Source organism: Georgenia phoenicis (assembly GCF_047302425.1).
In the GTDB taxonomy this organism is placed as follows: Bacteria; Actinomycetota; Actinomycetes; order Actinomycetales; family Actinomycetaceae; genus Oceanitalea.
Window position 1 is genome coordinate 782,331 of the sequence record NZ_CP154855.1, and the last position, 21,681, is coordinate 804,011.

The window sequence follows — 21,681 nt, forward strand, 5'->3', positions numbered from 1 at the left end:
AGGAAACCTTGCTCGACGTCAATGTCTTCGACCAGCTCCACATCGGCCTGGCCACGGCATCGGAGATCCGTGGCTGGTCCCACGGAGAGGTCAAGAAGCCCGAGACGATCAACTACCGCACGCTCAAGCCCGAGAAGGACGGCCTGTTCTGCGAGCGGATCTTCGGTCCCACCCGGGACTGGGAGTGCAACTGCGGCAAGTACAAGCGCGTGCGCTACAAGGGCATCATCTGCGAGCGCTGCGGTGTCGAGGTCACGCGCTCCAAGGTGCGCCGTGAGCGGATGGGCCACATCGAGCTCGCCGCCCCCGTCACCCACATCTGGTACTTCAAGGGCGTCCCCTCGCGCCTCGGCTACCTGCTCAACCTCGCCCCGAAGGACCTCGAGAAGGTCATCTACTTCGCGGCGTACATGATCACCGAGGTCGACGACGAGGGTCGCCACGAGGACCTGTCCAGCCTCCAGAACGAGATGGACCTGGAGAAGCAGGACGTCGAGCGCAAGCGCGACACCGACATCGAGTCCCGCGCCAAGCGCCTCGAGGAGGACCTCGCCGAGCTCGAGCAGGCCGGGGCCAAGGCCGACGCCCGCGAGAAGCTGCGCAAGTCCGCCGAGCGCGAGATGGCGCAGATCCGCAAGCGCGCCGACCAGGACCTCGACCGTCTCGACACGATCTGGGACCGCTTCAAGAACCTCAAGGTCGGTGACCTCGAGGGCGACGAGCTGCTCTACCGCGAGCTGCAGGCCCGCTACGGCATCTACTTCAAGGGCTTCATGGGGGCCGAGGCCATCCAGAAGCGCCTGGAGACCTTCGACCTGGCCGCCGAGGCCGAGTCGCTGCGCGAGACCATCTCCACGGGGACCGGTCAGCGCAAGACCCGCGCCCTCAAGCGCCTCAAGGTCGTCAACGCCTTCCTCACCACCGAGAACTCGCCCCTGGGCATGGTTCTCGACGCCGTCCCGGTCATCCCGCCGGACCTGCGACCGATGGTCCAGCTGGACGGTGGCCGCTTCGCGACCTCCGACCTCAACGACCTCTACCGCCGCGTCATCAACCGGAACAACCGCCTCAAGCGGCTGCTCGACCTCGGCGCGCCGGAGATCATCGTCAACAACGAGAAGCGGATGCTCCAGGAGGCCGTCGACTCGCTGTTCGACAACGGCCGCCGTGGCCGTCCGGTCACCGGACCGGGCAACCGCGCGCTCAAGTCGATCTCCGACATGCTCAAGGGCAAGCAGGGCCGGTTCCGCCAGAACCTGCTCGGCAAGCGCGTCGACTACTCCGGCCGTTCGGTCATCGTCGTCGGCCCGCAGCTGCAGCTGCACCAGTGCGGCCTGCCCAAGCAGATGGCGCTCGAGCTCTTCAAGCCCTTCGTCATGAAGCGGCTCGTCGACCTCAACCACGCGCAGAACATCAAGGCCGCCAAGCGGATGGTCGAGCGCGCCCGCACCCAGGTGTGGGACGTGCTCGAGGAGGTCATCACCGAGCACCCGGTGCTGCTCAACCGCGCCCCCACGCTGCACCGCCTGGGCATCCAGGCCTTCGAGCCGCAGCTCGTCGAGGGCAAGGCGATCCAGCTCCACCCGCTCGTGTGCGGTGCCTTCAACGCCGACTTCGACGGCGACCAGATGGCCGTGCACCTGCCGCTGAGCACCGAGGCGCAGGCCGAGGCCCGCATCCTCATGCTCTCGAGCAACAACATCCTCAAGCCCTCGGACGGCCGTCCGGTGACCATGCCCACCCAGGACATGATCATCGGCCTGTTCCACCTCACCGGTGAGAAGGCCGACGCGACGGGTGCGGGCCGGGTCTTCGGCTCGCCCGCCGAGGCGCGCATGGCCTACGACGCCGGCGAGCTCGACCTCAACGCCACCGTGCGGATCCGCTTCACCGACCTCGTCCCGCCGCTGGGCTGGACGGCGCCGGAGGGCTGGGAGGAGGGTGACCCGATCACCCTCGAGACCTCCCTGGGCCGCGCGCTGTTCAACGAGGCGCTGCCGGTCGACTACCCGTTCGTCAACGGCGTCGTCGGCAAGAAGGAGCTCTCGGGGATCGTCAACGACCTCGCCGAGCGCTACCCGAAGGTCGAGGTCGCCGCGAGCCTGGACGCGCTCAAGGAGGCCGGTTTCCACTGGGCCACCCGCTCGGGCGTGACCATCGCGATCTCCGACGTCGTCGCGCCGGAGGTCAAGGCCAACATCCTCGAGTCCTACGAGGAGAAGGCGCAGAAGGTCCAGCGCGAGTACGACCTCGGTCGCCGCAGCGAGGAGGAGCGTCGCTCCGAGCTCATCGACATCTGGACCCAGGCGACCAACGAGGTCGACCAGGCCATGCGGGCGAACTTCCCGGCGGACAACAACATCTTCCGGATGGTCACCTCCGGTGCCCGTGGTAACTGGCACCAGGTGCGTCAGATCGCCGGTATGCGTGGTCTGGTGGCCGACCCCAAGGGCCAGATCATCCCGCGTCCGATCAAGTCGAACTACCGCGAGGGCCTGTCCGTCCTCGAGTACTTCACCGCGACGCACGGCGCCCGTAAGGGTCTGGCGGACACCGCGCTGCGGACCGCCGACTCCGGGTACCTCACCCGTCGTCTCGTCGACGTCTCGCAGGACGTCATCGTCCGCGAGGACGACTGCGGGACCTCCCTCGGCCTGACGATGCCGATCGCGGAGGCGGACTCCACCGGGGCGCTCCAGCTGCTCGACACCGTCGAGACCAGCGTCTACGCCCGCACGCTGGCGCAGGACGTCACCTCGGAGGACGGCACCGTCGTCGCCGAGGCGGGTGCGGACGTCGGCGACGTGCTCATCGCCAAGCTCGTGGCCGCCGGGGTCACGCAGGTCAAGGTCCGCTCGGTCCTCACCTGCCAGTCCCGCGTGGGTACCTGCGCCAAGTGCTACGGCCGCTCGCTGGCCACCGGCAAGCTCGTCGACATCGGCGAGGCCGTCGGCATCATCGCGGCGCAGTCCATCGGTGAGCCCGGCACGCAGCTGACGATGCGTACCTTCCACACCGGTGGTGCGGCGTCGGCCGAGGACATCACCCAGGGTCTGCCCCGAATCCAGGAGCTCTTCGAGGCCCGCACCCCCAAGGGTGAGGCGCCGATCAGCGAGGCCGCCGGCCGCGTGAAGATCGACGACTCCGAGCGGACCCGCAAGATCGTCGTCGTCCGCGACGACGGCGGTGAGGACCTGGCCTACCCGGTCTCCAAGCGCGTGCGCCTGCTGGTCGAGGACGGCGAGCACATCGCCGTCGGCCGCCAGCTCGTCGCGGGTGCCGTGGACCCGAAGAAGGTCCTGCGCATCCTCGGCCCGCGTGCGGTGCAGAAGCACCTCGTCGACCAGGTCCAGGAGGTCTACCGCTCCCAGGGCGTGGACATCCACGACAAGCACGTCGAGGTCATCGTCCGCCAGATGCTGCGTCGCGTGACCGTGCTCGACTCCGGCGACTCCCGGCTGCTGCCGGGTGAGCTGGCCGAGCGTGGCCGCTTCGAGGACGAGAACCGCCGCACGGTCTCCGAGGGCGGGGCGCCGGCCTCCGGCCGCCCCGAGCTCATGGGCATCACCAAGGCGTCGCTGGCCACGGACTCGTGGCTGTCGGCGGCCTCCTTCCAGGAGACCACCAAGGTGCTGACCGAGGCCGCGATGAGCGGGCGTCGCGACCCGCTGCTCGGCCTCAAGGAGAACGTCATCCTCGGTAAGCTCATCCCCGCCGGCACGGGCCTGCCCCGCTACCGGAACGTGGACGTCGAGCCCACCGAGGAGGCGAAGGCCAAGGCCTTCTCCCAGCTGGGCTACAGCGAGCTGGACTTCGTCCAGGGCGGCTCGGACCCGATCATGCTCGAGGAGCTGGACTTCGGCCCGGACTCCTTCGGCGTGGACTTCCGGGGCGTGTGACCTCCCGTGGGGCGGCCGCCAGGCGGCCGCCCCACGGCACACACCCGGCGTGACGGACGTCAAGCCGCCACGCTTTGACGCAAGAAACCGCGGCAGAGTACGCTACTGGGCGGTGCCCGCGACATCGGGTCCCTCGTGCGTGCTTGTGAACTGCAGGCCCGGCGACACTCCCGAGCGCGGGGGGCAGGGTAAGCAGGAGACCGACTTTGCGGTCATGCCGGCGCCCCACCCGGTTCGCCGGGCGAACATCAAGCAGAGAAACACATCCGAGACGGAGACGTAGTGCCCACGATTCAGCAGCTGGTCCGCAAGGGCCGCAGCGTCAAGACCTCGACGTCGAAGACGCCCGCCCTCAAGGGCAGCCCCCAGCGGCGCGGGGTGTGCACCCGCGTGTACACGACGACCCCGAAGAAGCCGAACTCGGCGCTCCGCAAGGTCGCCCGTGTGCGCCTGTCCAGCGGGATCGAGGTCACGGCCTACATCCCCGGGGTCGGTCACAACCTCCAGGAGCACTCCATCGTGCTCGTCCGCGGCGGTCGCGTGAAGGACCTGCCCGGCGTCCGCTACAAGATCGTGCGCGGCGCGCTCGACACCCAGGGTGTCCGTGGTCGCCAGCAGGCTCGCAGCCGTTACGGCGCGAAGAAGGAGAAGAAGTAATGCCGCGCAAGGGTCCCGCACCTCAGCGGACGCTCGTCGTCGACCCGGTCTACGGCTCGCCGACCGTCACCCAGCTCGTCAACCGCATCCTCAAGGACGGCAAGAAGTCGACCGCCGAGCGGATCGTCTACGACGCCCTCGAGGGTGTGCGCGAGAAGACCGACGGTGACCCCACCGCCGTCCTCAAGCGTGCGCTCGACAACGTCCGTCCCTCCCTCGAGGTCCGCTCCCGCCGCGTCGGTGGCGCGACCTACCAGGTCCCGGTCGAGGTCCGCCCGTCGCGGCAGACCACCCTCGCCCTGCGCTGGCTGGTCGACTACGCCCGCGCCCGTCGCGAGAAGACGATGACCGAGCGCCTCATGAACGAGATCCTCGACGCCTCCAACGGCCTCGGTGCCGCGGTCAAGCGCCGCGAGGACACCCACAAGATGGCCGAGTCCAACCGGGCCTTCGCGCACTACCGCTGGTAGTCGGCGCTGCCCGCCCTGCACGAATCGACTGAAGAGAGTCTCCTGTGGCACTTGACGTGCTGACCGATCTGACCAAGGTCCGCAACATCGGAATCATGGCGCACATCGACGCCGGCAAGACGACGACCACCGAGCGGATCCTGTTCTACACGGGCATCAACTACAAGATCGGGGAGACGCACGACGGCGCCTCCACGATGGACTGGATGGAGCAGGAGCAGGAGCGCGGCATCACCATCACCTCCGCCGCCACCACCTGCTACTGGCACGACAACCAGATCAACATCATCGACACCCCCGGGCACGTCGACTTCACCGTCGAGGTGGAGCGCTCGCTGCGCGTCCTCGACGGCGCCGTCGCCGTCTTCGACGGCAAGGAGGGCGTCGAGCCGCAGTCGGAGACCGTGTGGCGGCAGGCGGACAAGTACAACGTCCCGCGCATCTGCTTCGTCAACAAGATGGACAAGCTCGGTGCGGACTTCTACTTCACCGTGCAGACCATCAAGGACCGCCTCAAGGCCAAGCCGCTCGTCATGCAGCTGCCGATCGGGTCCGAGTCCGACTTCATCGGTGTCGTCGACGTCGTCTACAACCGCGCGCTCACCTGGCGCGGCGAGGTCAGCAAGGGCGAGGACTACACGATCGAGGAGGTCCCCGCGGACCTCGTCGAGAAGGTCGCCGAGTACCGCGCCGCCCTCATCGAGGACGTCGCCGAGGCCGACGAGGAGCTGCTCGAGAAGTACCTCGGCGGCGAGGAGCTGACCCCCGAGGAGATCAAGAAGGGCGTCCGCGCCCTCACCGTCTCCGGCGAGGCCTTCCCCGTCTTCTGCGGCACCGCGTTCAAGAACAAGGGCGTCCAGCCCATCCTCGACGCCGTCATCGACTACCTCCCCTCGCCGCTCGACGTGCCCGCCATGGTGGGCCACGCCGTCGGCGACGAGGAGACCGAGCTGACCCGCAAGCCCAGCGAGGACGAGCCCTTCTCGGCGCTGGCCTTCAAGGTCGCCGTGCACCCCTTCTTCGGCAAGCTCACCTACGTGCGCGTGTACTCCGGTACCGCCACGCAGGGCGCCCAGGTCCTCAACTCGACCAAGGGCAAGAAGGAGCGCGTCGGCAAGCTCTTCCAGATGCACTCCAACAAGGAGAACCCGGTCGAGGAGGCCCACGCGGGCCACATCTACGCGTTCATCGGCCTCAAGGACACCACCACCGGTGACACCCTGTGCGCCCAGGACGCGCCGATCGTCCTCGAGTCGATGACCTTCCCCGAGCCCGTCATCCACGTGGCGGTCGAGCCCAAGACCAAGGGCGACCAGGAGAAGCTCGGCACCGCGATCCAGAAGCTCGCGGAGGAGGACCCGACCTTCACCGTCCGCCTGGACGACGAGACCGGCCAGACCGTCATCGGCGGCATGGGCGAGCTCCACCTCGACGTCCTCGTCGACCGCATGCGTCGCGAGTTCAAGGTCGAGGCGAACGTCGGCAAGCCGCAGGTCGCGTACCGCGAGACCATCCGCCGTGCGGCGGAGAAGGTCGACTACACGCACAAGAAGCAGACCGGTGGTTCCGGTCAGTTCGCCAAGGTGCAGGTCACCTTCGAGCCCCTTGACACCGCCGAGGGCGAGCTCTACGAGTTCGAGAACAAGGTCACCGGTGGCCGCGTCCCCCGCGAGTACATCCCCAGCGTGGACGCGGGCATCCAGGACGCCATGCAGAACGGTGTCCTCGCCGGCTACCCCATGGTGGGTGTCAAGGCGATCCTGCTCGACGGTGGCTACCACGAGGTCGACTCCTCGGAGATGGCCTTCAAGATCGCTGGCTCGATGGTCTTCAAGGAGGGTGTCCGTAAGGCGGACCCCGTCCTCCTCGAGCCCGTGATGGACGTCGAGGTGCGTACGCCCGAGGAGTACATGGGTGACGTCATCGGCGACCTCAACTCCCGTCGTGGAATGATCCAGTCCATGACGGACGCGACTGGCATCAAGGTCGTTCGCGCGCTGGTGCCGCTGTCGGAGATGTTCGGCTACGTCGGCGACCTGCGGTCCAAGACCCAGGGTCGTGCGGTGTACTCGATGCAGTTCGACAGCTACGCCGAGGTTCCTCGGAACGTTGCCGAGGAGATCATCAAGAAGACCCGGGGCGAGTAAGTCCCACTGGTCGACCAGCAGTACCCATTTCAAACCGACCCGTAGGGCTTGCTCCCCGACAGGCGCAACCGCACCTGACGATGAGCAGACAACTACCCGAGTCCCAGGAGGACACAAGTGGCGAAGGCCAAGTTCGAGCGGACCAAGCCGCACGTCAACATCGGCACCATCGGTCACGTCGACCACGGTAAGACGACGCTGACCGCGGCCATCTCCAAGGTGCTGGCGGACAAGTACCCGGACCTGAACACGTTCAGCTCCTATGACCAGGTCGACAACGCTCCCGAGGAGCGTCAGCGCGGCATCACGATCAACGTCTCGCACGTCGAGTACCAGACCGAGGCGCGCCACTACGCCCACGTCGACGCTCCCGGTCACGCGGACTACATCAAGAACATGATCACCGGTGCCGCCCAGATGGACGGCGCGATCCTCGTGGTCGCCGCGACCGACGGCCCCATGGCCCAGACCCGTGAGCACGTCCTGCTCGCCCGTCAGGTCGGCGTGCCCTACGTCCTCGTCGCGCTGAACAAGTCCGACATGGTCGACGACGAGGAGATCCTCGAGCTCGTCGAGGTCGAGGTCCGCGACCTGCTCTCCAGCCAGGAGTTCCCGGGCGACGACGCGCCGGTCGTGCGCGTCTCCGCCCTCAAGGCCCTCGAGGGCGACCCCAAGTGGGTTGCCGCCATCGAGGAGCTCATGGAGGCCGTGGACAACAACGTCCCGACCCCCGAGCGTGACGTCGACAAGCCCTTCCTCATGCCGATCGAGGACGTCTTCACGATCACCGGTCGTGGCACCGTCGTCACCGGTCGCGTCGAGCGCGGTCTGCTCAACGTCAACGACGAGGTCGAGATCGTCGGTATCAAGGAGAAGTCCATCAAGACGACCGTCACCGGCGTCGAGATGTTCCGCAAGCTCCTCGACACCGCCGAGGCGGGCGAGAACGTCGGCCTGCTCCTCCGCGGCACCAAGCGCGAGGAGGTCGAGCGCGGCCAGGTCGTCGTGAAGCCGGGTTCGATCACCCCGCACACGCAGTTCGAGGCCCAGGTCTACATCCTGAGCAAGGACGAGGGTGGGCGTCACAACCCCTTCTACTCGAACTACCGCCCGCAGTTCTACTTCCGCACCACGGACGTCACCGGCGTCATCCAGCTGCCCGAGGGCACCGAGATGGTCATGCCCGGCGACAACACCGAGATGACGGTCGACCTCATCCAGCCGATCGCGATGGAGGAGGGCCTCGGCTTCGCCATCCGTGAGGGTGGCCGCACCGTGGGCTCCGGCCGCGTCACCAAGATCCTCAAGTGATCTTGAGCTGGGCCTGAGCCCAGCACCCTGCACCACCTGAAGGGCCCGGCGAGCACCGCTCGCCGGGCCCTTCGCCGTCCCCAGCCGCTTCCCATCGCCGACAGCAGACTTGTTCCTACCGTGGCCGCCGGCGACAGCCGGTCCGCCCCTCACTTCCCAGCGCCGGCCGCGAGTGGGGCCGGAAACAAGTCTGCTGTCGGCGCGAGAGGGGGGCCGGGAAGAAGTCTGCTGTCGGCGCGAGGGGGGAGGGGGCGGGCGTTGCAGCTGGCGGTGCGCGAAGTCACCGGGAGCGGCCTCGTCAAGAAGGCGCGCCGGCTGGTAGGGTGGATCGGCCGGGTGAGAACCGGGCATGCTTGGCTCGCGGTGACCGCACCGGGAGCAGGGCGACAACCTTGTCGGAGGGCCTCGCGTCCGCCGATGACCAAGAACACACCGGTGAGAGCCGGATCCGATTCGCCATGCGGCGGTCGTGTCTGGCAGACTGTTCCGGTTGCCTGGGGGCGTGCCCCCAGGTGTCAGGCTGAGTCGGGCCCCGAGCCCAGGCTCCACAAGCAAGCACAAGGGCCCCGCATCGACGATGCGCCGTGCTCAGGTGTGTGCGCACTGCGCGACACGCCCGAGCGCGGGGGACGGTAACAGAGCGGTACGAGAGAGGTTAGACGACGCCATGGCGGGACAGAAGATCCGCATCAGGCTCAAGTCCTACGACCACGAAGTCATCGACAGCTCGGCGCGCAAGATCGTCGACACGGTGACTCGCGCTGGTGCGACGGTCGTGGGTCCGGTGCCGCTGCCGACGGAGAAGAACGTCTTCGTCGTCATTCGTTCACCGCACAAGTACAAGGACAGCCGCGAGCAGTTCGAGATGCGCACCCACAAGCGCCTCATCGACATCATCGACCCGACGCCGAAGGCCGTTGACTCGCTCATGCGGCTCGACCTGCCCGCCGACGTCAACATCGAGATCAAGCTCTGAGGTTCGCCACAATGACTACCTTCACCAAGCAGGCTGCGGGCAGGCCGGTCACGGCCCTGCTCGGCACCAAGCTCGGCATGACCCAGGTCTGGGACGAGGACGGACGTCTCGTCCCGGTGACGGTCGTGCAGGTGGGCACCAACGTGGTGACCCAGCTGCGGACCCCCGAGACCGACGGGTACAGCGCCGTGCAGCTCGCCTTCGGCGAGATCGACCCGCGCAAGGTCACCCAGCCCCTCAAGGGCCACTTCGAGAAGGCCGGCACGACCCCGCGCCGCTTCGTCACCGAGGTCCGCACCTCCGAGTCCGACAGCTTCACCGTCGGCCAGGAGCTGCGCGCTGACGTGTTCGAGGCCGGCACGGTCGTCGACGTCATCGGCACGACGAAGGGCAAGGGCACGGCCGGTGTCATGAAGCGTCACGGCTTCGCCGGCGTCAGCGCCTCCCACGGTGCGCACCGCAACCACCGCAAGCCCGGCTCGATCGGCGGGGCCTCGACGCCCGGCCGCGTGTTCCGTGGGCAGCGGATGGCCGGTCGCATGGGCCACAAGCGCCAGACCACCCAGAACCTCACGATCCACGCCGTCGACGTCGAGAAGGGTCTGCTCCTCGTGGCCGGCCCGATCCCCGGCCCGAAGCACGGCGTCGTCGTCGTCCGTACCGCTGTGAAGGGGGCGTGACCATGGCTGACACCCAGACCGTCGACGTCCTGGACGCCACGGGCAAGAAGTCCGGCTCCGCCGAGCTGCCCGCCGCGATCTTCGACGTCCCCACGAACGTGCCGCTGATCCACCAGGTCGTCGTCGCCCAGCTCGCCGCCGCGCGCCAGGGCACCGCGAAGGCCAAGACCCGCGGCGAGGTCCGCGGTGGTGGCAAGAAGCCGTACCGCCAGAAGGGCACCGGCCGCGCCCGTCAGGGCTCGATCCGCGCGCCGCAGTACGCCGGCGGTGGCGTCGTCCACGGGCCCGTCCCGCGTGACTACACCCAGCGGACCCCGAAGAAGATGAAGGCTGCCGCCCTCCGTGGCGCCCTCTCGGACCGCGCCCGCGCCGGTCGTCTCCACGTGGTCAGCGAGTTCGTCTCCAGCGAGGTCCCCTCGACGGCCGCAGCGCTCACCGCGCTGCGCAACGTCGTGGCCGAGCGCTCCGCGCTGGTCGTGCTGGCCCGCGGCGACGAGCTCACGCTCAAGTCGCTGCGCAACGTGCCCAGCACCCACCTCATCTGGGTCGACCAGCTCAACACCTACGACGTCCTCGTCAACGACGACGTCGTGTTCACGGCCGCCGCGCTCGAGGAGTTCCTCGGGACCGCCGCGCCGCGCGAGGAGGATGGCAAGTGAGCATCGAGCACAACAAGAACCCCCGGGACGTCATCATCGCCCCGGTGGTCTCCGAGAAGAGCTACAGCCTCATCGACGAGGGGAAGTACACCTTCCTCGTCGACCCGCGCTCGAACAAGACTGAGATCAAGAACGCCGTCGAGGCGATCTTCCAGGTCAAGGTCAGCTCGGTGAACACGGCGAACCGTCAGGGCAAGACCCGTCGGACCCGCACCGGCCTCGGCAAGCGTAAGGACACCAAGCGCGCGATCGTCACGCTGCGCGAGGGCACCATCGACATCTTCGGTGAAGTTGCCGGCTGACGCCGCGCGCTGGAGAGATTGAGGATCGACACCCATGGCAATCCGTAAGTACAAGCCGACGACGCCGGGCCGCCGCGGCTCGAGCGTGGCCGACTTCGTCGAGATCACCCGGTCGCAGCCGGAGAAGTCGCTGGTCCGTCCGCTGAGCAAGAGCGGTGGCCGCAACAGCACCGGTCGGATCACCACCCGGCACAAGGGTGGTGGCCACAAGCGTGCCTACCGCGTCATCGACTTCCGTCGCCACGACAAGGACGGCGTGCCGGCCAAGGTCGCTCACATCGAGTACGACCCCAACCGCACCGCCCGCATCGCGCTGCTGCACTACGCCGACGGCGAGAAGCGCTACATCATCGCCCCGAACAAGATCTCGGTCGGCACCGTCATCGAGAACGGTCCGGGCGCTGACATCAAGCCGGGCAACAACCTGCCGCTGCGCAACATCCCCGTCGGTACGGTCGTCCACGCCATCGAGCTCAAGCCCGGTGGCGGCGCGAAGATCGCCCGCTCGGCAGGCGCCTCGGTCCAGCTCGTCGCCCGTGAGGGCACGATGGCCCAGCTGCGGATGCCCTCCGGTGAGATCCGCAACGTCGACTCCCGCTGCCGCGCCACCATCGGTGAGGTCGGCAACGCCGAGCAGTCGAACATCAACTGGGGCAAGGCCGGCCGCATGCGGTGGAAGGGCAAGCGCCCCACCGTCCGCGGTGTCGCGATGAACCCCGTCGACCACCCGCACGGTGGTGGTGAGGGCAAGACCTCCGGTGGTCGCCACCCGGTCAGCCCGTGGGGCAAGCCCGAGGGCCGTACCCGCCGTCCGAACAAGCCGAGCGACCAGCTCATCGTGCGCCGCCGGCGCACCGGCAAGAAGCGCTGAGAGTAGGAGAGCGACGAGATGCCTCGCAGCCTCAAGAAGGGTCCGTTCGTCGACGACCACCTGCTCAAGAAGGTGGACTCGGCCAACGAGACGGGCTCCAAGAACGTCATCAAGACCTGGTCCCGCCGGTCGGTCATCACGCCCGACTTCCTGGGCCACACCTTTGCGGTGCACGACGGCCGCAAGCACGTCCCGGTCTTCATCACCGAGTCGATGGTCGGCCACAAGCTGGGGGAGTTCGCCCCGACCCGCACCTATCGCGGGCACGACAAGGACGACCGCAAGGCCCGACGCCGCTAAGGCGTCAGGCGAACCCAGCAACCCGCACATCCGACAAGTAAGGCAGGAATGATGGAAGCCAAGGCGCAGGCGCGATACGTGCGCGTCACGCCCCTCAAGGCTCGGCGCGTCGTGGACACCATCCGCGGTCAGCGCGCCACCGAGGCCGTGACCGTGCTGCGGTTCGCCCCTCAGGCGGCAGCCGAGACGGTGCGTAAGGTCGTGGAGAGCGCGATCGCCAACGCTCGCGTCAAGGCCGACCAGGCCGGCGTGGCGTTCGACGAGAACGCGCTCGTCATCAGCGCGGCATTCGTGGACGAGGGACCGACGCTCAAGCGCTTCCGGCCGCGGGCCAAGGGCAGTGCGAGCCGGATCCTCAAGCGCACGAGCCACATCACGGTTCTCGTGGGCGACGACAGCAAGGACGGCGAGAGCGCCGCTGGAACGAAGGGGAGGACCCGATAGTGGGTCAGAAGGTCAACCCGACCGGGTTCCGGCTCGGCATCACCACTGACCACCGCTCGCGGTGGTTCGCAGACAGCACCAAGGCCGGGCAGCGGTACCGCGACTACGTCCGCGAGGACGTCGCCATCCGCAAGCTCATGGCCTCCGGGCTCGAGCGCGCCGGCATCTCCAAGGTCGACATCGAGCGCACCCGCGACCGGGTCCGCGTCGACCTCCACACGGCGCGTCCGGGCATCGTCATCGGTCGCCGCGGCGCCGAGGCCGACCGCCTGCGCGGCGAGCTGGAGAAGCTCACCGGCAAGCAGGTCCAGCTGAACATCCTCGAGGTCAAGAACCCCGAGATCGACGCTCAGCTCGTGGCCCAGGGCATCGCCGAGCAGCTCGCCAGCCGCGTGTCCTTCCGCCGTGCGATGCGCAAGGGCATGCAGTCCGCGCAGCGCGCCGGCGCCAAGGGCATCCGGGTGCAGTGCTCCGGCCGTCTCGGTGGCGCCGAGATGTCCCGCTCGGAGTTCTACCGCGAGGGCCGCGTGCCCCTGCACACCCTCCGCGCGAACATCGACTACGGCTTCTTCGAGGCCCGCACCACCTTCGGGCGCATCGGCGTCAAGGTGTGGATCTACAAGGGCGACCAGACCGAGCGCGAGTTCGCCCGCGAGCAGGCCGACGCCGCCCCCCGTGGCCGCGGTCGCGCCGGCGAGCGTGGCGGAGCCGACCGTCCCCGTGGCCGCCGGCCCGAGGGCCGTGGCCCTCGCCAGGCCGAGCAGACCGAGGGCGCGCCTGCCGAGCAGGCCGCAGCCCCCGCCGAGTCAGGAACGGAGGCCTGAGCGAGATGCTCATCCCCCGGCGGACCAAGTTCCGCAAGCAGCACCACCCCAAGCGCTCCGGCGTGGCCAAGGGTGGCACCGAGATCGCCTTCGGTGACTTCGCGATCCAGGCTCTCGAGCCCGCGTACGTCACCAACCGGCAGATCGAGGCCGCCCGTATCGCCATGACGCGGCACATCAAGCGTGGCGGAAAGGTGTGGATCAACATCTACCCCGACCGCCCGCTGACCAAGAAGCCGGCTGAGACCCGCATGGGTTCCGGCAAGGGCTCGCCCGAGTGGTGGGTCGCCAACGTCAAGCCCGGCCGTGTGCTCTTCGAGCTGGCCGGTGTCCCCGAGGAGCTGGCACGCGAGGCCCTGTCCCGCGCGCAGCACAAGCTCCCCATGAAGACTCGTTTCGTGAGCCGTGAGGGTGGTGAAGGCTGATGGCCATCGGATCCAAGGGCCTGACTCCGTTCGACCTGGACGGGATGACCGACGAGACCCTGGCTGAGGAGCTCGCGAAGGCCAAGGAGGAGCTGTTCAAGCTGCGCTTCTCCTCGGCGACCGGGCAGCTCGAGGACCACGGTCGGCTCAAGGCCGTGCGTCGCGACATTGCCCGCATCTACACCATCGTGCACGAGCGCGAGCTCGGCATCCGCACCGCGCCCAGCAGCGAGAAGTGATCGAGGCCATGAGCGAGAACACCGAAGAGACCACCACGCAGGAGCGTAACGACCGCAAGGTGCGCCGTGGCTACGTGGTGTCCGACAAGATGGACAAGACCGTCGTCGTCGAGGTGGAGGACCGCGTCAAGCACCCGCTGTACGGCAAGGTCATCCGCCGCACGAGCAAGGTCAAGGCGCACGACGAGGCCAACTCGGCCGGCGTCGGCGACCTCGTCCGCATCATGGAGACGCGGCCGCTGAGCGCGACCAAGCGCTGGCGACTTCTCGACATCGTCGAGAAGGCCAAGTAGCCCACCAGCCCCCCATCCGTTCGGCAAGGCTCAGCTCCGGCTGAGAACCGGCTCGACGACAGGAGTACATCGAATGATCCAGCAGGAGTCGCGACTGAAGGTCGCCGACAACACCGGTGCCAAGGAGATCTTGTGCATCCGTGTGCTCGGAGGCTCCGGCCGGCGCTACGCCGGTATCGGTGACGTCATCGTCGCCACCGTGAAGGACGCCATCCCCGGCGGCAACGTCAAGAAGGGCGACGTCGTCAAGGCGGTCGTCGTGCGCGCTGCCAAGCAGCGTCGTCGTCCCGACGGTTCCTACATCCGCTTCGACGAGAACGCCGCCGTCATCCTCAAGGCTGACGGCGAGCCGCGCGGAACCCGCATCTTCGGCCCCGTGGGCCGCGAGCTGCGCGACAAGAAGTTCATGCGCATCGTCTCCCTGGCTCCGGAGGTGATCTGAGATGGCTCGGATCAAGAAGGGCGACCTCGTGGTCGTCATCGCTGGCCGCGACAAGGGCAAGCAGGGCCGTGTCCTCGAGGTCGACGTCGAGCGTGACCGCGTCGTCGTCGAGGGTGTGCAGCGCATGAAGCGCCACACCAAGGTCGGCCAGTCCGGCCGCGGCGCCCGCACCGGTGGCATCGAGACCATCGAGGCCGCCATCCACGCGAGCAACGTCATGGTCGTCGACCCGGAGACCAAGAAGGGGACCCGGGTCGGGATCCGCACCGAGAAGGTCGAGCGCGACGGCGTGGAGCGCACGCAGCGGATCCGCGTGGCCAAGCGCTCCGGTAAGGACATCTGACATGAGCGAGACCACCACCGCAACGAGCCCGCGCCTCAAGCAGCGCTACCGCGACGAGATCATCACCGCCCTGCGCGATGAGTTCCAGCACCCGAACATCAACCAGGTTGCCGGTCTGACCAAGATCGTCGTCAACATGGGTGTCGGGGACGCGGCACGCGACTCCAAGCTCATCGAGGGCGCCATCCGCGACCTGGCCCTCATCACCGGCCAGAAGCCGCAGGTGACCAAGGCCCGCAAGTCGATCGCCCAGTTCAAGCTGCGTGAGGGTCAGCCCATCGGCGCCCACGTCACGCTGCGCGGCGACCGCATGTGGGAGTTCCTCGACCGCCTGCTGTCGATCGCCCTGCCCCGTATCCGCGACTTCCGTGGGCTCTCGCCCAAGCAGTTCGACGGCAACGGGAACTACACCTTCGGTCTGAACGAGCAGTCGATGTTCCACGAGATCGACCAGGACAAGATCGACCGCGTGCGCGGCATGGACATCACGGTCGTCACCACGGCCAAGACCGACGACGAGGGTCGCTCGCTGCTCAAGCACCTCGGCTTCCCGTTCAAGGAGAACTGACGTGGCAAAGACCGCCCTGATCCAGAAGGCGAACCGCAAGCCCAAGTTCGCGGTGCGCGCCTACACCCGGTGCCAGCGGTGCGGCCGTCCGCACTCGGTCTACCGCAAGTTCGGCCTGTGCCGTATCTGCCTGCGCGAGATGGCCCTTGCCGGCCAGCTCCCGGGCATCACGAAGAGCAGCTGGTAAACGACTACGTCGTAGGTCCCGCGAGGAAACCCCGACGAGGAAGGGCCGAGGCCCGATGACAATGACTGACCCCATCGCAGACATGCTCACGCGTCTGCGTAACGCCAACTCGGCGTACCACGAGTCGGTGACCATGCCGTACTCGAAGCTCAAGCAGAACATCGCCGAGATCCTCAAGACCGAGGGTTACATCGCCGGCTGGGACGTCGAGGACGCCTCCGTGGGCAAGAACCTCACCCTCCAGCTGAAGTTCGGCCCGCAGCGCGAGCGCTCGCTCGCCGGTGTGCGCCGCGTGTCCAAGCCCGGACTGCGCGTGTACGCCAAGTCGACCAACCTGCCCCGCGTTCTCGGCGGGCTGGGCGTGGCGATCCTGTCCACCTCCTCCGGTCTGCTCACCGACCGCGAGGCACAGACCAAGGGCGTTGGCGGGGAAGTCCTCGCCTACGTCTGGTAGCCGGGAAGGAGTAGAGACATGTCCCGCATCGGAAAGGTCCCCGTCCCGGTCCCCGCAGGTGTCGACGTCACCATCGAGGGCTCGGTCGTGACCGTCAAGGGCCCCAAGGGCACGCTGACCCACACCGTGGCCGCTCCCATCGCCGTCGCTCGCGACGACGAGGGCGCCATCGTCGTGACCCGGCCGAACGACGAGCGCGAGTCGCGCTCGCTGCACGGCCTCACCCGCACGCTCATCGCCAACCTCGTCACCGGCGTGACGCAGGGCTACGAGCGCAAGCTCGAGATCGTCGGCACGGGTTACCGCGCCGTCGCCAAGGGCAGCTCGGTCGAGCTCGCGCTCGGCTTCTCCCACCCTGTCGTCGTCGACCCGCCGGAGGGCGTGACGGTCACCGTCGAGAGCCCCACCAAGCTCACGGTCTCCGGGATCGACAAGCAGCAGGTCGGCGAGCTCGCCGCGAACATCCGCAAGATCCGCAAGCCCGAGCCCTACAAGGGCAAGGGTGTGCGCTACGCCGGCGAGCAGGTCCGCCGCAAGGCCGGAAAGGCAGGTAAGTGATGGCACTGTCCGTCAAGGGCAAGGGCAAGAACGCCGCTCGCGGGCGCCGTCACCTCCGCGTCCGCAAGAAGATCAGCGGCACGGCCGAGCGTCCGCGCCTGGTCGTCACCCGCTCCTCGCGCCACATGGTCGCGCAGCTGGTCGACGACACGAGCGGCACCACCATCGCGTCCGCCTCGACCCTCGAGGCCGACCTGCGGGCGTCCGACGACGAGAAGGTCGCCAAGGCGCGGCGCGTCGGCGAGCTCGTCGCCGAGCGGGCCAAGGCAGCCGGTGTCGAGAGCGCGGTCTTCGACCGTGCGGGCAACCGGTACCACGGCCGCGTGGCCGCCGTCGCCGACGGCGCCCGTGAGGGCGGGCTCGCCCTGTGACCAGCGTGAACGTACGAGAGCAAAGGAACATCTGATGGCTGCACCGCAGCGAAGCAGGACCGGTTCCGGTACCGGCGCCGGCCCCGCCGGCGGCGAGCGCTCCGGCGGTCGCCGGGGCGAGGGCCGTCGCGGCGCCGCCGAGCCGAGGAACGAGTTCATCGAGCGCGTCGTCACGATCAACCGCGTCTCCAAGGTCGTCAAGGGTGGTCGTCGCTTCAGCTTCACCGCTCTCGTCGTCGTCGGGGACGGCAACGGGACGGTCGGCGTCGGCTACGGCAAGGCCAAGGAGGTGCCGGCCGCGATCGCGAAGGGTGTCGAGGAGGCGAAGAAGAACTTCTTCCGCGTCCCGATGATCCAGAAGACGATCCCGCACGCCGTCACCGGCGAGGCCGCGGCGGGCGTGGTGTTCCTGCGCCCCGCCGCCCCGGGTACCGGCGTCATCGCCGGTGGTCCCGTCCGCGCCGTCCTCGACTGCGCCGGGATCCACGACGTGCTGAGCAAGTCGCTCGGCTCGGAGAACGCGATCAACATCGTGCACGCCACCGCCCAGGCGCTGCGCAACCTCGAGCAGCCCGAGGCCGTCGCGGCCCGCCGTGGTCTGCCCCTGGAGCGCGTCGCCCCCGCCGTCATGCTGCGCAACCGCGCCGCTGGCGAGGCTGCGGCTCGCGAGGAGAAGCAGGCCGAGGCCGCCGGGAAGGTCGGTGCGTGATGGCACAGCTCAAGGTCACGCAGACGAAGTCCGCGATCGGCGGCAAGGAGAACCAGCGCCAGACCCTGCGTACGCTCGGTCTGGGCCGGATCGGCCGGAGCGTCGTGCGTGAGGACCGTCCCGAGGTCCGCGGCATGATCACGACGGTGGCCCACCTGGTCTCCGTCGAGGAGGTCAAGTAACCATGGCAGAGTCCAAGCAGACTCCCGAGCAGGCGCGCACCCTCAAGGTGCACCACCTGCGTCCGGCCCCCGGCGCGAAGAGCGCCAAGATCCGCGTCGGTCGCGGTGAGGGTGGCAAGCGCGGGAAGACCGCGGGTCGCGGCACCAAGGGCACCAAGGCCCGCTACCAGGTGCCCGCCGGCTTCGAGGGCGGGCAGATGCCGCTGCACATGCGGCTGCCCAAGCTCCGCGGCTTCAAGAACCCCTTCCGCGTCGAGTACCAGGTCGTCAACCTCGACAAGCTGTCCACCCTCTTCCCCGAGGGTGGCTCGGTGACGGTCGACGACCTCGTCGCCAAGGGCGCGGTGCGCTCCGGCCAGCTGGTCAAGGTGCTGGGCAGCGGTGAGGTCACCGTCAAGCTCGACATCGTGGCCAACGCGTGGTCGGCGTCGGCGCAGGAGAAGATCGAGGCAGCCGGCGGGTCCCTGACCCAGGCCTGAGCTGCCGACGAACGGGCGGTCCGGACTCCGGGCCGCCCGTTCGCGTCCCCGCACGTGGTACAGCTCCGCGGGTCGGAGCAGGTACAGTACGTGGCGGTCCACACGCCCGGCGCGCGGCTACGTCGCCGCGGTCGGCTCCAAGCATGCAGGAGGAAGATTGCTCAGCGCATTCGCCCAGGCGTTCCGCACGCCGGACCTGCGGCGCAAGCTGCTCTTCACGCTGGGGATCATGGCGATCTTCCGCCTCGGGTCCGTCATCCCCACCCCGGGGGTGTCCTACCCGAACGTGCAGCAGTGCCTCGAGGCCGTCGGCAGCACCAACGACCTCCTCGGCCTCGTCAACCTCTTCTCCGGCGGAGCGCTGCTCCAGCTCTCGGTCTTCGCGCTGGGCATCATGCCCTACATCACCGCGAGCATCATCGTGCAGCTGCTGCGCGTGGTCATCCCGCGCTTCGAGGCCCTCCAGAAGGAGGGGCAGCAGGGGCAGGCCAAGCTCACCCAGTACACGCGCTACCTGACGATCTTCCTCGCCGTCCTCCAGTCGACGACGATGATCACGATGGCCCGCAGCGGCAACCTCATCCCCGGCTGCTCCGTGCCGCTCATCCCCAACGACTCGGTGATGACGATCGTCATCATGATCATCGTCATGACGGCCGGCACCGGCCTCATCATGTGGCTGGGCGAGCTCATCACCGAGCGCGGTGTCGGCAACGGCATGTCGCTGCTCATCTTCACCTCGATCGCGGCCGGCTTCCCCTCGGCCCTGTGGTCGGTCGGTGGCGCCGCGAACGGCGTCGCCAACGTGACGATCGTGATCGCGCTGCTCCTCGTCATCACCCTGCTCGTCGTCTTCGTCGAGCAGTCCCAGCGCCGCGTGCCCGTCCAGTACGCCAAGCGGATGGTGGGCCGGCGGATGTACGGCGGGTCGAGCACCTACATCCCGATCAAGATCAATATGGCCGGTGTCATCCCGGTCATCTTCGCCTCGTCGCTGCTCGCCCTCCCTGGCCTGTTCTCGCAGTTCGGCGACCAGAACGAGGGCTGGGTGCAGTGGGTGTCCCTCAACCTGCTCTCGCCGTCCGCCCCGCTCTACATGGCGATCTACTTCGTCCTCGTCCTGTTCTTCGCGTTCTTCTACACGTCGATCACCTTCAACCCCGACGACGTCGCGGACAACATGAAGCGCTACGGCGGGTTCATCCCCGGCATCCGCGCCGGCCGCCCGACGGCGGAGTACCTCCAGTACGTCATCTCCCGGATCACCACCGCCGGCGCGCTGTACCTCGCGCTCATCGCGATCTTCCCGGTCATCGTGTTCGCGGCGCTCAACCTGCCCGACACGGTCGGCTTCGCGCTCGGCGGCACCTCGATCCTCATCGTCGTGGGCGTCGGTCTGCAGACCGTCAAGGAGATCGACTCCCAGCTCCAGCAGCGTCACTACGAAGGGTTCCTCCGATGAGCCGCCGTCTCGTCCTGCTCGGCCCGCCCGGAGCGGGCAAGGGCACCCAGGCCACCGCGCTGAGCGCCAGGCTCGGCATCCCCGCCATCTCCACCGGCGACATCTTCCGCAGCAACGTCGCCGAGCGCACCGAGCTCGGCCGGCGCGCCCAGCGGTACATGGACGCGGGGGAGTACGTGCCCGACGAGATCACCAACGACATGGTGCGCGACCGCCTCGCCCGTGAGGACGCCGCGTCCGGCTTCCTCCTCGACGGCTACCCCCGCACGCTGGACCAGGTGCGCGAGCTCGACGCCATGCTCGAGGCGAGCGGCACGGCGCTGGACGCCGTCGTCGAGCTCACCGCCGACGACGAGGTCGTCGTGCAGCGCCTGCTGGGCCGGGCGGCCGAGCAGAACCGCGCGGACGACACCGACGTGGTCATCCGCCGCCGTCTCGAGGTCTACCACGAGCAGACCGCCCCCCTCGCCGACCACTACGCCGAGCGCGGGCTGCTCGTGCGGGTGGACGGCATCGGGGCCGTCGAGGAGGTCACCGGGCGGCTGCTCGGGGCGCTCGACGCGACCTGATGCGCGAGCGCATCGAGTACAAGACGCCGGAGCAGGTCCGTGTCATGCGGCGGGCCGGGCTCGTCGTCGCGGACATCCACGCCGCGCTGCGGGAGTCCGCCGCGCCCGGGATGAGCACCGCCGAGCTCGACGACGTCGCCCGCGGCGTCCTCGAGCGGGCCGGTGCCCGGTCGAACTTCCTCGGCTACCACGGCTACCCGGCGCACGTGTGCATCTCCGTCAACGAGGAGGTCGTCCACGGCATCCCGGGGGAGCGGGTGCTCGCCGACGGTGACGTCGTCTCCTTCGACTGCGGCGCCGTCGTCGACGGGTGGCACGGGGACGCGGCCTTCACCCTCGTCCTCGGCGAGGGCGACCCGCGCGACCACGCGCTGAGCGAGGCGACCCGCACCGCCATGTGGGACGCGATCGCGGCCCTCGCCGGCGGGAGCCGCCTCGACGTCGTCGGGGAGGCCGTGGAGGACGCCGTCGCCGTGCACGTCGCCGCCGGCAACGAGCCGCTCGGCATCATCGAGGACTACGTGGGCCACGGCATCGGCAGCGCCATGCACCAGCCCCCGGACGTGCTCAACTACCGCGCCGCGCGGCGCGGTCCGCGGCTGCGGCCGGGCATGTGCCTGGCGGTCGAGCCCATGCTCACCCGGGGCGGCATCGAGACCCGCACGCTGGCCGACGACTGGACGGTCGTCACGACCGACGGTGCGCGGGCGGCCCACTGGGAGCACACGGTGGCGCTGACCGAGCACGGGGTGTGGGTGCTGACCGCTCACGACGGTGGGGCGGAAGAGCTTCAAAGCAGGAACGTGACTATCGCTCCTCTGCCATGATACGGGCATGAATCGCCTGGGGCGGCGGGTTCA

At 68.5% G+C, this 21,681-nt stretch carries 29 protein-coding genes; all 29 read left to right on the top strand.

Features of this window, described 5'->3' with window-relative positions:
* The first annotated feature begins 8 nt into the window (after positions 1-8).
* The 29 genes from AA0005_RS03920 (at position 9) to map (ending at position 21,648) form a co-directional block, all read left to right on the top strand.
* A complete protein-coding gene (locus AA0005_RS03920; protein ID WP_413452114.1) occupies positions 9-3,899 on the top strand; it encodes a DNA-directed RNA polymerase subunit beta' in 3,891 nt (1,296 codons plus the stop codon).
* Positions 3,900-4,181: 282 nt separating this feature from the next.
* Positions 4,182-4,556, top strand: a complete 375-nt coding sequence (gene rpsL / locus AA0005_RS03925; RefSeq protein WP_110852524.1) for a 30S ribosomal protein S12 — start codon at positions 4,182-4,184, stop codon at positions 4,554-4,556.
* Complete coding sequence (rpsG, locus tag AA0005_RS03930; protein ID WP_413452115.1) at positions 4,556-5,026, top strand: 30S ribosomal protein S7; 471 nt, start codon at positions 4,556-4,558, stop codon at positions 5,024-5,026. Before rpsL ends, rpsG begins: the two co-directional genes overlap by 1 nt.
* Before the next feature lie 44 nt (positions 5,027-5,070).
* Positions 5,071-7,173: an elongation factor G gene (gene fusA, locus AA0005_RS03935; protein ID WP_413452116.1), complete on the top strand. Its 2,103-nt coding sequence runs from the start codon at positions 5,071-5,073 to the stop codon at positions 7,171-7,173.
* A gap of 117 nt (positions 7,174-7,290) precedes the next feature.
* Positions 7,291-8,484 (top strand): elongation factor Tu, encoded by a 1,194-nt coding sequence (tuf, locus tag AA0005_RS03940; RefSeq protein ID WP_413452117.1) that lies wholly within the window; start codon positions 7,291-7,293, stop codon positions 8,482-8,484.
* 667 nt (positions 8,485-9,151) lie between these two features.
* The gene (gene rpsJ, locus AA0005_RS03945) at positions 9,152-9,460 is read left to right on the top strand and encodes a 30S ribosomal protein S10 (protein WP_110852528.1); all 309 of its coding nucleotides are present in this window, start codon (positions 9,152-9,154) and stop codon (positions 9,458-9,460) included.
* A gap of 11 nt (positions 9,461-9,471) precedes the next feature.
* Complete coding sequence (rplC, locus tag AA0005_RS03950) at positions 9,472-10,140, top strand: 50S ribosomal protein L3 (protein ID WP_413452118.1); 669 nt, start codon at positions 9,472-9,474, stop codon at positions 10,138-10,140.
* 2 nt (positions 10,141-10,142) lie between these two features.
* On the top strand, positions 10,143-10,799 hold the full coding sequence (gene rplD, locus AA0005_RS03955) for a 50S ribosomal protein L4 (protein ID WP_413452119.1): 657 nt from the start codon (positions 10,143-10,145) through the stop codon (positions 10,797-10,799).
* Positions 10,796-11,101: a 50S ribosomal protein L23 gene (rplW, locus tag AA0005_RS03960; RefSeq protein WP_110852531.1), complete on the top strand. Its 306-nt coding sequence runs from the start codon at positions 10,796-10,798 to the stop codon at positions 11,099-11,101. Before rplD ends, rplW begins: the two co-directional genes overlap by 4 nt.
* Before the next feature lie 34 nt (positions 11,102-11,135).
* Positions 11,136-11,972: a 50S ribosomal protein L2 gene (rplB, locus tag AA0005_RS03965; protein WP_413452120.1), complete on the top strand. Its 837-nt coding sequence runs from the start codon at positions 11,136-11,138 to the stop codon at positions 11,970-11,972.
* Between the two features lie 18 nt (positions 11,973-11,990).
* Positions 11,991-12,272, top strand: coding sequence for a 30S ribosomal protein S19 (gene rpsS / locus AA0005_RS03970; RefSeq protein ID WP_413452121.1), 282 nt, complete (start codon positions 11,991-11,993; stop codon positions 12,270-12,272).
* A 51-nt stretch (positions 12,273-12,323) separates the two neighbouring features.
* On the top strand, positions 12,324-12,716 hold the full coding sequence (rplV, locus tag AA0005_RS03975; RefSeq protein WP_413452122.1) for a 50S ribosomal protein L22: 393 nt from the start codon (positions 12,324-12,326) through the stop codon (positions 12,714-12,716).
* Positions 12,716-13,540, top strand: a complete 825-nt coding sequence (gene rpsC / locus AA0005_RS03980; RefSeq protein ID WP_413452123.1) for a 30S ribosomal protein S3 — start codon at positions 12,716-12,718, stop codon at positions 13,538-13,540. The genes rplV and rpsC overlap by 1 nt, the downstream gene beginning before the upstream one ends.
* Before the next feature lie 5 nt (positions 13,541-13,545).
* Positions 13,546-13,965, top strand: coding sequence for a 50S ribosomal protein L16 (gene rplP, locus AA0005_RS03985; protein WP_413452124.1), 420 nt, complete (start codon positions 13,546-13,548; stop codon positions 13,963-13,965).
* Positions 13,965-14,204, top strand: coding sequence for a 50S ribosomal protein L29 (gene rpmC / locus AA0005_RS03990; RefSeq protein WP_110852537.1), 240 nt, complete (start codon positions 13,965-13,967; stop codon positions 14,202-14,204). The genes rplP and rpmC overlap by 1 nt, the downstream gene beginning before the upstream one ends.
* 8 nt (positions 14,205-14,212) lie before the next feature.
* Positions 14,213-14,497 (top strand): 30S ribosomal protein S17, encoded by a 285-nt coding sequence (rpsQ, locus tag AA0005_RS03995; protein ID WP_152187619.1) that lies wholly within the window; start codon positions 14,213-14,215, stop codon positions 14,495-14,497.
* A gap of 73 nt (positions 14,498-14,570) precedes the next feature.
* A complete protein-coding gene (rplN, locus tag AA0005_RS04000; RefSeq protein WP_110852538.1) occupies positions 14,571-14,939 on the top strand; it encodes a 50S ribosomal protein L14 in 369 nt (122 codons plus the stop codon).
* A gap of 1 nt (position 14,940) precedes the next feature.
* Complete coding sequence (rplX, locus tag AA0005_RS04005) at positions 14,941-15,282, top strand: 50S ribosomal protein L24 (RefSeq protein WP_413452125.1); 342 nt, start codon at positions 14,941-14,943, stop codon at positions 15,280-15,282.
* Position 15,283: 1 nt separating this feature from the next.
* Positions 15,284-15,850, top strand: a complete 567-nt coding sequence (gene rplE, locus AA0005_RS04010) for a 50S ribosomal protein L5 (RefSeq protein WP_413452126.1) — start codon at positions 15,284-15,286, stop codon at positions 15,848-15,850.
* 1 nt (position 15,851) lies between these two features.
* Entirely contained in the window at positions 15,852-16,037 is a 186-nt protein-coding gene (locus tag AA0005_RS04015) for a type Z 30S ribosomal protein S14 (protein ID WP_110852541.1), read from the top strand.
* 55 nt (positions 16,038-16,092) lie between these two features.
* A complete protein-coding gene (gene rpsH, locus AA0005_RS04020; protein WP_413452127.1) occupies positions 16,093-16,491 on the top strand; it encodes a 30S ribosomal protein S8 in 399 nt (132 codons plus the stop codon).
* 18 nt (positions 16,492-16,509) lie between these two features.
* Positions 16,510-17,049: a 50S ribosomal protein L6 gene (gene rplF / locus AA0005_RS04025; protein ID WP_413452128.1), complete on the top strand. Its 540-nt coding sequence runs from the start codon at positions 16,510-16,512 to the stop codon at positions 17,047-17,049.
* A complete protein-coding gene (gene rplR, locus AA0005_RS04030; RefSeq protein ID WP_413452129.1) occupies positions 17,049-17,420 on the top strand; it encodes a 50S ribosomal protein L18 in 372 nt (123 codons plus the stop codon). The genes rplF and rplR overlap by 1 nt, the downstream gene beginning before the upstream one ends.
* A gap of 34 nt (positions 17,421-17,454) precedes the next feature.
* Complete coding sequence (gene rpsE / locus AA0005_RS04035; protein WP_413452130.1) at positions 17,455-18,129, top strand: 30S ribosomal protein S5; 675 nt, start codon at positions 17,455-17,457, stop codon at positions 18,127-18,129.
* Entirely contained in the window at positions 18,129-18,311 is a 183-nt protein-coding gene (rpmD, locus tag AA0005_RS04040; RefSeq protein WP_110852546.1) for a 50S ribosomal protein L30, read from the top strand. Before rpsE ends, rpmD begins: the two co-directional genes overlap by 1 nt.
* Before the next feature lie 2 nt (positions 18,312-18,313).
* Positions 18,314-18,790 (top strand): 50S ribosomal protein L15, encoded by a 477-nt coding sequence (gene rplO / locus AA0005_RS04045; protein ID WP_413452131.1) that lies wholly within the window; start codon positions 18,314-18,316, stop codon positions 18,788-18,790.
* 157 nt (positions 18,791-18,947) lie between these two features.
* Positions 18,948-20,252, top strand: coding sequence for a preprotein translocase subunit SecY (secY, locus tag AA0005_RS04050; protein ID WP_413452132.1), 1,305 nt, complete (start codon positions 18,948-18,950; stop codon positions 20,250-20,252).
* A complete protein-coding gene (locus tag AA0005_RS04055) occupies positions 20,249-20,821 on the top strand; it encodes an adenylate kinase (RefSeq protein ID WP_413452133.1) in 573 nt (190 codons plus the stop codon). The genes secY and AA0005_RS04055 overlap by 4 nt, the downstream gene beginning before the upstream one ends.
* Positions 20,821-21,648, top strand: a complete 828-nt coding sequence (map, locus tag AA0005_RS04060; RefSeq protein WP_413452134.1) for a type I methionyl aminopeptidase — start codon at positions 20,821-20,823, stop codon at positions 21,646-21,648. The genes AA0005_RS04055 and map overlap by 1 nt, the downstream gene beginning before the upstream one ends.
* Positions 21,649-21,681: the final 33 nt, after the last annotated feature.